At 72.2% G+C, this 10205-nt stretch carries 8 protein-coding genes; 7 read left to right on the top strand and 1 reads right to left on the bottom strand.

All coding sequences use genetic code 11. From position 1 onward, the window contains the following. The first annotated feature begins 144 nt into the window (after nt 1–144). Genes SPF06_RS08235 through SPF06_RS08225 form a run of 3 tightly spaced genes read left to right on the top strand, consistent with a single transcriptional unit; the run spans nt 145 to nt 2847 of the window. Nucleotides 145–1038 (top strand): biotin--[acetyl-CoA-carboxylase] ligase, encoded by an 894-nt coding sequence (locus tag SPF06_RS08235; protein WP_323278542.1) that lies wholly within the window; start codon nt 145–147, stop codon nt 1036–1038. Next, entirely contained in the window at nt 1031–1672 is a 642-nt protein-coding gene (locus SPF06_RS08230) for a PH domain-containing protein (RefSeq protein WP_323278541.1), read from the top strand. Before SPF06_RS08235 ends, SPF06_RS08230 begins: the two co-directional genes overlap by 8 nt. Before the next feature lie 32 nt (nt 1673–1704). Then, nucleotides 1705–2847 (top strand): adenylate/guanylate cyclase domain-containing protein, encoded by a 1143-nt coding sequence (locus tag SPF06_RS08225; RefSeq protein WP_323278540.1) that lies wholly within the window; start codon nt 1705–1707, stop codon nt 2845–2847. 81 nt (nt 2848–2928) lie between these two features. Here SPF06_RS08225 and SPF06_RS08220 read toward each other — a convergent pair whose 3' ends face one another. After that, nucleotides 2929–3303 carry a VOC family protein gene (locus SPF06_RS08220; RefSeq protein ID WP_323278539.1) on the bottom strand — a complete coding sequence of 125 codons (375 nt, stop codon included), beginning with the start codon at nt 3301–3303 and terminating at the stop codon, nt 2929–2931. Between the two features lie 158 nt (nt 3304–3461). On the opposite strand from SPF06_RS08220, the gene SPF06_RS08215 reads away from it, so the two are divergent. The 4 genes from SPF06_RS08215 (at nt 3462) to SPF06_RS08200 (ending at nt 10178) form a co-directional block, all read left to right on the top strand. Next, nucleotides 3462–5378, top strand: a complete 1917-nt coding sequence (locus SPF06_RS08215; RefSeq protein WP_323278554.1) for an alpha-amylase family glycosyl hydrolase — start codon at nt 3462–3464, stop codon at nt 5376–5378. A gap of 125 nt (nt 5379–5503) precedes the next feature. Then, nucleotides 5504–6472: an AAA family ATPase gene (locus SPF06_RS08210; RefSeq protein WP_323278553.1), complete on the top strand. Its 969-nt coding sequence runs from the start codon at nt 5504–5506 to the stop codon at nt 6470–6472. 2 nt (nt 6473–6474) lie between these two features. Beyond that, nucleotides 6475–7767, top strand: a complete 1293-nt coding sequence (locus SPF06_RS08205; protein WP_428985730.1) for a DUF58 domain-containing protein — start codon at nt 6475–6477, stop codon at nt 7765–7767. Beyond that, nucleotides 7764–10178, top strand: coding sequence for a transglutaminase-like domain-containing protein (locus SPF06_RS08200; protein WP_323278538.1), 2415 nt, complete (start codon nt 7764–7766; stop codon nt 10176–10178). The genes SPF06_RS08205 and SPF06_RS08200 overlap by 4 nt, the downstream gene beginning before the upstream one ends. The last annotated feature ends 27 nt before the right edge of the window (nt 10179–10205 follow it).

Raw genomic sequence — 10205 nt, 5'->3', positions numbered from 1 at the left:
GTGAACACAGCAGGACGGAACGCTTCCGAGAATCTTCGCGCATCACGGTGTGCCGCAGGCACCGCATTGCTGACCTGCGGATTCTCCCTCTGACGTGCGGCTTCGCCTTCGCTGGCTGTCAGAGGGCTTGGCTAGGATTCCCCTATGGAGCTCGACACCTCGGCGGCTGAAGGCCGCGCGCCTCTCGACCGTTCCCGGCTCGGTGCCGACTTCGCGGCGCGCGCGGGGCTTTCGCGCATCGAGATCGTGGAGGAGCTCGGGTCGACCAACGACGAGCTCGTGCTCCTCGCGGAGACCCAGCCGGATGAGTGGGGGGACCTCGCCGTCCTCGTCGCCGAGCGCCAGACGCGCGGCCACGGGCGCCTCCATCGGCCGTGGGAATCGCCCGTCGGCGCGTCCCTCGCCGTCTCGATCCTCCTCCGCCCGCACAACCCAGACGGCCGCCCGCTGCCGACGCAGTCCTATTCGTGGATCTCGCCCTTGGCCGCGCTCGCCCTGCGGGAGGCGCTCGCCCAGGTCGTGGGCCTCGAATCCGCGCTCAAATGGCCCAATGACGTCGTCGTCGGGGGCCTCAAGATTTCCGGCATCCTCGCGCACCTTGCCCCCGGCGCCCACGGCGAGCCGCCCGCCGTCGTCCTCGGCGCGGGGATCAACGTCTCCCTCCGCGAAGACGAGCTGCCCGTGCCGACCGCGACGTCGGCGAGCCTCGCCGCGGGGCGCCCTGTGGACCGAACGGGCCTCCTCGCCGCGTATCTCGAGGACTTCGCGCGCCGCTACCGCGCCTTCTGCGCCGCGGACGGCAACGCGGAGACGCCGTTCGCCGGCGGCAGGAGCCTGCTCTCCCAGGTCCAGGACGCGACGATCACGCTCGGCCGGCGCGTGCGCGTCGAGCTTCCGGGCGGGCGGAGGCTCGTGGGGCGCGCGACGGGGCTCGACAGCCACGGCGCGCTCCAGGTCGTCGAGGACGACGGCGGGCGGCACACCGTGGGCGCGGGCGACGTCGTCCACCTCCGCCCGGCCGACGGCGGCTATGCGTAAGCTGCTCGTCCCCGGCGAGCAGGTCATCGTCGACACCCGTCGGCACGGCTCGGTGCTCGTCCTTCCCGCGCTCGTGGCAGTGCTCGTGTGCGGCGGGGTCGCTTTCGCGGCAGGCTGGCTCACGCGCGGACGCCTTGACGCGCTCCTCCCGTGGCTGCCACCGGGCACCGGGCCGTGGCTCGCGCTCGCGCCGACGGCCCTTGGCGCGTGGATCGTCGTCGCCTACCCCCTGCGCAGGCTCATCGCGTGGGGCAGGCTCCGCTACACCCTCACGAGCCAGCGCGTGCTCCGCCGCGAGCGCGGGCTGCGGCGGAGCGAACGCGAGCTCCCCCTCGCGATGGTGCGGGACGTCGCGGTCCACCAGTCGGTCCTCCAATCACTCGCGCGGTCCGGAACGATAACCTTGACGACAGGGCAGGCGGCGAGCCTGAGGCTCGACGACGTTCCCGAGGTGCGCAGCTTCCGTCAGCTCGTGCTTGACGCCATCGACGAGCTGCCGGCAGGCGTCGGGTTCCCAGGAGCGGACGACGGCGCCTGGCCGGGGCCGGCGGGGGCCGCGCCGCGGGACCCCTGGCAGCAAGATCCACGGCGGCAGGACCCGTGGGGGCCGGATCCGCGGCGGCAGGATTCGTGAGGGCAGAGTGAGGACTGAAGGAGGGCGACGCGATGGATGACGAGCTGGCCCCTCCCACGCGCGACGAGCCCGCGCAGGCCGAGTCTGGGACGCGGCGCGCGGCCTCGCCCGATCCGGCGCCCGAGACGGCGCGGGCCGAATATCGTCGCTCGGCGAAGTCCCTTGAGAACCTCCTGCTCGGTGGAGAGCGGACGCTCAAGCGCCGCGACGTCGCGCAGGGCGTGGGGCTCTCCCTCTTCTCTGCCCGGAAGCTGTGGCGTGCGCTCGGCATGCCCAACTTCACGGATGACGACCTCGCCTTCACGACCGAGGACCTCGAGCACCTCAAGATCATGCCGAAGCTCGTGCGCGAGGGCGTCCTGACCGAGGATGCCGCGATCTCCGTGACCCGCGCGATCGGCCAGATGACCGACCGCATGGTCGTGTGGCAGGTCGAGGCGCTCGTCGAGGACATGGTGGCGACGCAGGGCATCACCGACGCCGAGGCGCGCGTGCGGCTCGTCGACGAGCTTCCGCACCTCATCGAGCCGCTCGAGGAGATGCTCGTGTACTCGTGGCGCCGGCAGCTCAGCGCGGGCGTCCAGCGCCTTGCGGTGCGCGCGCAGGAGGGGCTCGAGGCGAGCGAGGAGGGTCGTACAGGGGGCGAGGACGATGCGCCGCTCCCACTCGCGCGCGCCGTCGGGTTCGCGGACCTCGTCTCCTACACGAGCCTCTCGCGGCGCATGAACGAGAAGACGCTCGCGCGCCTCGTCCAGACCTTCGAGAGCATCTGCGCGGAGATCATCTCCGTGGGCGGCGGCCGGCTCGTCAAGACGGTCGGCGACGAAGTCCTGTACATCGCCGAGACGCCGACGGCGGGGGCCGAGATCGCGCTCGCACTCTCCCGCGAGATCGCGGCGGACGAGCGGCTCCCGGAGGGGCGGGTCGCGATGGTGTGGGGCCGCGTCCTGAGCCGTCTGGGCGATATCTACGGGCCCACCGTCAATCTCGCGGCGCGGCTCACGGCCATCGCCGAACCGGGGCAGGTGCTCGTCGACGAGCTCACGGCCGGAGTCCTCGGGGGCGATGCGCGCTTCGTCCTCGCACCCCTTTCGGCTCAGAACGTGCGCGGCTTCGGGGAAGTGCGCCCCGTCGCGCTGCGCCGCGGCGAGGGAACCGGGATCGTGCTCGACTGACGCGCCCACGAGACCTCCAAGCGTGAGATCTCGTCGCAGACGGCACCCGTTTCCGCCGAGAGCTCACGCTTCGCGAGAGATTCAGGGCTCGAGCCGCCTCCGCAGGAGACAAAACTCGTTGCCCTCGGGATCGGCCAGGACGTGCCACGGCTCGTCGCCGGTCTGCCCGACGTCGGCGGGCCGCGCGCCGAGGGCGAGCAGCCGTTCGAGCTCGGCGTCCTGATCGCGGTCGACGGGGTTGACGTCGATGTGGAGCGGGAGCTTTCCAGTTCGAGGATCGCTGCTCGCGCTCAGGATGATGGTCGGCTGCAGGCCGCCGAACCCGGCGGGCGGGCCGATCTCGATCATGCCGTCTTCCCGATCGAGCTCCACGTAGCCGAGGACCTCGCTCCAGAACCGTGCGAGCCGTTCGGGGTCGGCGCAGCTGAGGACCAGTTCGCTGATGCGGGACGCCATGGGGCCCAGTGTACGGAGGCGCCTGGCGCCAACCGAGGGAGCGCGCCGGGGCCGCCGAGTCACATTCCCTCCGCTGGTCTCCTCGACGGGAACTGCCAGTACCGTATGTGACAGCGCTTACACATGGCGACGAGTGGGACGGAGGAAACGTGCAGGAAATGACCGGCGAGGTGCGCGAGCGGGTGCTGGCGGCGCTCGAGGCTGACGCCGAGCTTGAGCGGGGGGGTGCCGAGTGGGAGGCGTTCAGCGAACGCCTCGACCACCATCTGCCCGAGCTCGAGCGGCTGTTCGCCTCGCTCTACGGTTCGCGCGAGGACTGGACCGACCACCTTGCGGCGCTCGTCGTCGAATGCGCTGCGTCGTGGCAGGAGCGCCCGGCCGAGCTCAAGGGGCTCGACGCGCGGCGCGAGGCGGACCCGGACTGGTTCCAGTCGCGGGAGATGCTCGGCGGGGTCTGCTACGTGGACCGCTACGCGGAGAGCCTCGCCGGGCTCCGGGACCGCATCCCGTACTTCACCGAACTCGGCCTGACCTATCTGCACCTCATGCCGCTCTTCCTCGCCCCCGAGCCGAACTCGGACGGCGGCTACGCCGTTTCGAGCTACCGGGACGTCAACCCCAAGCTCGGCACGATGGCGGACCTCCGGGAGCTCGCCGCGGAGCTGCGCGCGAACGGCGTCAGCCTCGTCGTCGACTTCATCTTCAACCACACGTCCAACGAGCATGAGTGGGCCCGCCGGGCGGCGGCGGGGGATCCCGCCTTCGAGGACTACTACTGGATCTTCCCGGACCGCACGATGCCGGACGCGTACGAGCGCACGGTACGCGAGATCTTCCCCGACGATCACCCCGGGACCTTCGTGCAGCAGCCGGACGGCCGCTGGGTGTGGTGCACGTTCCACACCTTCCAATGGGACCTCAACTACTCGAATCCGGCAGTGTTCCGGGCGATGGCGGGGGAGATGCTGTTCCTCGCGAACCAGGGTGTAGAGATCCTCCGCATGGACGCCGTCGCGTTCATCTGGAAGCAGCTCGGCACAGCGTGCGAGAGCCTCCCCGAGGCACACGACCTCCTGCGCGGCTTCAACGCGGTGTGCCGCCTCGCGGCGCCGTCGCTGCTGTTCAAGTCGGAGGCGATCGTCCACCCGGACGAGGTGGTCCAGTACATCGACCCGGCCGAATGCCAGATCTCGTACAACCCGCTTGAGATGGCGCTCGGGTGGGAGGCCCTCGCGACCCGCGACGCGTCCCTGCTCTCCCAGGCCCTCGAGCGGCGGCACAACCTCCCGTCCGGCACGTCGTGGGTCAACTATGTGCGCAGCCACGACGACATCGGCTGGACGTTCGCGGACGAGGACGCTGCCGAGCTCGGCATCAACGGCTTCGAGCACCGCCGCTTCCTCAACTCGTTCTACGTCAACCGCTTCCCGGGCAGCTTCGCCCGCGGGGTCGCCTTCCAGGACAACCCGAAGACGGGGGACTGCCGGATCTCGGGCACGACGGCGTCCCTGTGCGGCCTCGAGGACGGCTCGCCCGAGGCTGTGCGCCGGGTGCTCCTGCTCCACTCGATCGCGATGAGCACGGGCGGGATCCCGCTCATCTACCTCGGCGACGAGGTGGGCCAGCTCAACGACTACGGCTACGCGGGGGAGCCGGGCCACGGGGCCGACAGCCGCTGGGTCCACCGGCCGCACTACCCGGCTGAGCGCTACGGGCATCGGCATGACCCGGCCACGCCCGAGGGAGCGATCTTCGCGGGGCTCACGACCATGCTCGCCGTACGCTCGCGGACGCCCGAGCTCGCGGGCAATCGGCTCGTCGGCTTCCACACCAACAACCGCCACGTGCTCGGCTATCAGCGGCCGGGCGAGGACGGCGCCGTCCTCGTCCTCGCCAACTTCGCTGACGGCCCCCAACACGTCACCGCGGCGACGCTCTCTGGCTTCGCGGGCGACGCCGTCGACCTCCTCACGGGGCGCGCGGTGCCCCTCGGCGACGGGCTCACGCTCGCCCCACACGAGTACGTGTGGCTCGCGGCGCGGCCCCGGGGCGAGGGCGGTTCCGGGGCGCGATAGGCGTGCGACGGCGGCGCTCGCCCGTGCGGCATGGGTACCCCTGCCCATGGCACGGTTGTCATAACACCGGCTAGGCTGACACGCGGGCTTGCTCGGGAAGCCCGGGAACAGGGGGTCTTGTCGTGCTGACAACTGAACAGGCGGAGTGGTTCGCGGAGACGTTCGAACGGCTCGTGGCGAACATCGGCCAGGCGGTGCTGGGGAAGACGCACGTGGTGAGCCTCACCGTCACGGCCATGCTCGCCGAGGGGCACGTCCTCTTCGAGGATGCGCCCGGAACGGGCAAGACGTCGCTCGCGCGCGCGCTCGCCGCGACCGTCCAGGGAACGAATTCGCGCATCCAGTTCACGCCGGACCTCCTGCCGTCCGACGTGACGGGCGTGACGATCTACGATCAGCGCACCCAGGAGTTCGAGTTCCACCGCGGCCCGATCTTCGCGAACATCGTGCTCGCCGACGAGATCAACCGCGCCTCGCCCAAGACCCAGTCCGCGCTCCTCGAGGTCATGGAGGAATCCCGCGTGACGGTCGACGGCGTGACTTACGACGCGGGCCGCCCGTTCATGGTCCTCGCGACCCAGAACCCCATCGAGCAGGCGGGAACGTACCGGCTCCCCGAGGCCCAGCTCGACCGCTTCCTCATCAAGACCTCGATCGGCTACCCCGACCATGCCTCGACCGTGCGGCTCCTCACGGGCTCCCACGTGCGGGACCGGTCGCGTGAACTGCACCCGATCATCACAACCCAGGCCGTCGCGGACATGGCCGAGCTCGCGGCGACAGCCCATGTCGACCCCGCGGTCCTCGAATACGTCTCGCGTCTGTGCGAGGAGACGCGGCTTGCGGCGGAGACGCGTCTCGGGGTGAGCGTCCGCGGCGCGATCGCGATGGTGCGCGCCGCGAAGGTCTGGGCCGCCTCCCAGGGCCGGAACTACGTGCTCCCGGACGATGTCAAGGAACTCGCCCCCGCCGTGTGGACGCACCGGCTCGTCATGGATCCCGAGGCCGAGTTCACGGGCGTGACCGCGGACCGCGTCATTGACCGGGTCCTCGCCGACGTCGCAGCCCCGCAGTCCAGGGCCGCGGCCGTCTGACCGTGGCGTCCACGAACGTTCTCCGGGACGTCCGCGACCGCGGGCGCGCCGCGCTCGCGCGCACCCGCCCGCTCCTCGACGCGCTCGCACCGGCCGCCGTCGTGCTCCGCCGGGCCGCGGCGGGGGCCTGGCAGCGAGTCGGCCCCGTGCTCGCCATCGTGAGCCCGTTCGGGTGGTGTCTCGCGGGCGCTGCGGGCCTGCTCGCCGTCGTCGGCACCGCGTACGGCTGGCAGGAGGCGAAGGCCGCCGCGCTCCTCGCGTCGATCCTCTTCGCGAGCGCGATCGCGTTCGTGCTCGGCCGCGCGTCGTACGAGGTGACCCTCGACCTCGCCCGCACGCGCGTCGCGGTGGGGGACACCGCCGTCGGCGGCCTCGAGGTCGCCAACGCCGCGCCGCGCCCGGCCGCGCCCGCGCTGCTCGAACTCCCGGTCGGCGCCGGAAGCGCCGTCTTCGAGCTGCCGCGGCTCCGGCCGCGCGAGGCGCACGAGGAGCTGTTCTCGATCCCGACCGCCCGCCGCGCGGTCATCGTCGTCGGGCCCGCGAGCTCGGTCCGCACGGATCCGCTCGGCATCCTGCGCCGCCGCGTCGTCTGGACGGATCCGCAGGACCTCTACGTGCACCCGCGCACGGTCGCGCTGGGAAGCCCCGCCGCGGGCTTCATCCGCGACCTTGAAGGCATGCCCACGGCGGAGATCTCCAATTCGGACGTCTCGTTCCATGCGCTGCGCGACTACGCGGCGGGCGACGACCGGCGCCACATCCACTGGAAGACCACCGCCCGGACCGGCATCCTCATGGTGCGGCAGTTCGAGGAGACCCGGCGCGCGCACCTCGCGATCGCACTGTCTGCGAACCTCGACGAGTACGAGGCCGAGGAGGACTTCGAGCTCGCGGTCTCGTGCGCGGGCTCGATCGGGCGCCAGGCCCTCCTCGAGCAGCGCGAGCTGAGCGCCCTGACCCAGCGCGGCCCGTTGCGGACCGAGACCGCGCGCCACTTCCTCGACGACCTCACGCGGCTCGAGGGCGCGAGCCTCCGCTCGACGACTGCCGACGCCGCGCGGTCGGCGGCGGACAGCGTGCCGAACGCGTCGGTCGTCTTCCTCGTGACGGGCGGGCGTGTCGCGCCGGCCCAGCTCAGGGTCGCGGCGGCGGCGATCCCGTGGGGCATCCGCGCGCTCGCCGTCCGGTGCGAGGCAGGCGCCGCGCCGGGCCGCGCGTCGATCGGCGACCTCGACGTCCTCACCGTCGGCTCCCTCGACGGCCTCGGCGCCGTGCTCCGGAAGGCAAAGGCATGAGTGCCCCGGCGTTTCCGCGGCGGGCGACGGCCCGCACAGCGCCGCGGCGAGCGGCGCGGGCGTGGCACCCGGGGCCGGCCTGGCTCCCCGCGGTCGACGCCGCCGCAATCCTCGTGCTCGCGGGCATCGCCCTCGTCGGGATGCACCTCGCGTACGGCGGCGACCCGCGCTATCTCGTGGCTGGCGGCGTCGGCGCCCTCGTGGGCCTCGCCGTCGGCCTCGGCTCGAGCGCGGCCCGGTTCGGCGTGCTCGCGACGGCGGGCGCCGCCGTCGTCCTCTACATCGTCGCGGGCAGCGCGGCCGCCACGCCGGACGAGGCCGCCGCGGGCTTCCTCCCATCCTTGGGGAGCCTGCGCACGCTCGTGCTCGGCGTCGTCGTCGCGTGGAAGGACAACCTCACCGTCGCGGCGCCGCTCGGAACGGGCTCGGGCCTTCTCGTGGTGCCCTATCTCGCGACCTTCGTCGCGTCCCTCGCCGCGGGCCTCGCGGCGTGCCGCGCGCGGCCGCCGTACTGGCCGCTCGTCCCGCTCGTCGGCCTCTTCATTGCAGGCATCGCGTTCGGCACGTCGGACAGCTTCGCGGCGCTGCCCCGAGGGATCGGCTTCGCCCTCGTGGGCATCCTGTGGGCGGCGGGGCGGCGGGCCGCGATCTCGGCAAGCGCCGGCCCCGAGGCGTCCGGCGAGACGACCGTGCTCAACCGGGCGGCGCGCCGTCGGGGCCGCCTCGGGCGAGCGGGCCTCGGCGCCGCCGTCGCGGCCGTCGCAATCGTGCTCACGCTCGTGCTCGCCCCCGCCCTCACGGCGGTCGCGCAGCGCGACGTCCTGAGGGACCGCGTCGTGCCGCCCTTCGACCCGCGCAGCTACGCGAGCCCGCTCTCGGCGTTCCGCGCGCTCGTCAAAGACCAGCGCGACGCGACGCTCATGACGGTGACCGGCCTGCCCAACGGCTCGCGCATCCGGCTCGCCGCCCTCGACTCGTACGACGGGACGGTCGCGACGATCGACCAGCAGGGCTCGGGGAGCTTCGCGCGCGTCGGCACCTCGGGCATCTCCGGAGGGCCGGAAGGCGACGCCCTCAAGGGCACGCCCTACACGCTCGGCGTCACGATCGGCGACTACGCAGGCTATTTCGTGCCCGGCGCGCGTCACGACACAGCGATCACGTTCGCGGACCCCTCCTCGGCCGCGGCCGACGGCCTCTACTTCAACCGGCTCACGGACACGGCCATCACGACGGCGGGCCTCGGCAAGGGCACCCGCTACTCGGTCCAGGTCGAGGAACCCGCCCGTCCCACCGACGCCCAGCTCGGCCAGGCCCAATATGCGCAGGTCGGGCTGCCCGCCGTCGACGGCGTGCCCCAGGCCCTCCAGGCCAAGGCGGGCGACATCGTCGCCGACGCCCAGTCGCCCTACGACCGCGTCAAGACCCTCACGCTCTACTTCCAGAAGTTCGGAGCGTTCAGCAATGGCCTCATCGCCGAGGGGCAGGTGCCGAGCCTCTCGGGTCACGGCGCGGGCCGCCTGAGCGCGATGCTCGCCGCGAAGCAGATGGTGGGCGACGACGAGCAGTACGCGGTCATGATGTCCCTCATGGCCCGCAGCCTCGGCGTCCCCGCACGCGTCGTCATGGGCTTCTACCCCGGCTCGACCCCCGGCACGAGCCCCCTCGACCTCAAGGGCAAGGATGTGCACGCGTGGGTCGAGGTTGCGTTCGAAGGCTACGGCTGGGTCGCGTTCGACCCGACGCCGCCCAAGGACAACGTGCCGATCCCGCCGGATCCGCAGGCCATCTCGAAGCCGCGCCCGCAGGTGCTCCAGCCGCCGCCCCCGGCGCAGGCGCCCGTCGAGCTCCCGCCGGATTCGCGTCCCGACGTGCAGGACCAGGACCAGCACAAGAACGACTTCTGGCGCATCGTCGGCCCGATCCTCGCGACGATCGGCATCGGGCTCATCCCGATCGCGGTCGTCGTGCTGCCGCTGTTCGGCATCGTGTGGCTCAAGCTGCGGCGCCGCCGGATCCGCTTCGAGGCCGAGCACGCCGCGGACCGGATTGGCGGCGGGTGGAGCGAAATCGCGAGCCTCGCGACGGACATGGGCGCGCCCATCAACCCGCGGGGCACGCGGCGCGAGGCCGCGGTCCAGCTCGCCGACGCGTTCGGCGAGGCAGCAGGGACGACGACGGCGCTCGCCCGGCGCGCGGACGCCGCGGTCTTCGGAGCGGGACAGCCGAGCGACGAGGACGTAGAGCTGTACTGGAAGGACGTCGAGACCTCGATGACCGCCATGACGTCGGGGCTCGGCTTCTGGGCCCGCCAGCGCGTGCGCTTCTCGCTGCGCTCGCTCATCGTGGACGGGCGTGCCCTCTTCGTGGCGATCGGCCGATCAATGAAGTTCCGGCGCGGCGGCGTGTGACAGGATGAATCGGCAGCGAACAGAGGG

The sequence above is a fragment of the Sinomonas terricola genome, assembly GCF_034931225.1.
Classification (GTDB): Bacteria; Actinomycetota; Actinomycetes; order Actinomycetales; family Micrococcaceae; genus Sinomonas; species Sinomonas terricola.
The sequence above is the reverse complement of the archived record's forward strand: the minus strand, read 5'-3'. Positions and strand labels throughout refer to the sequence as shown.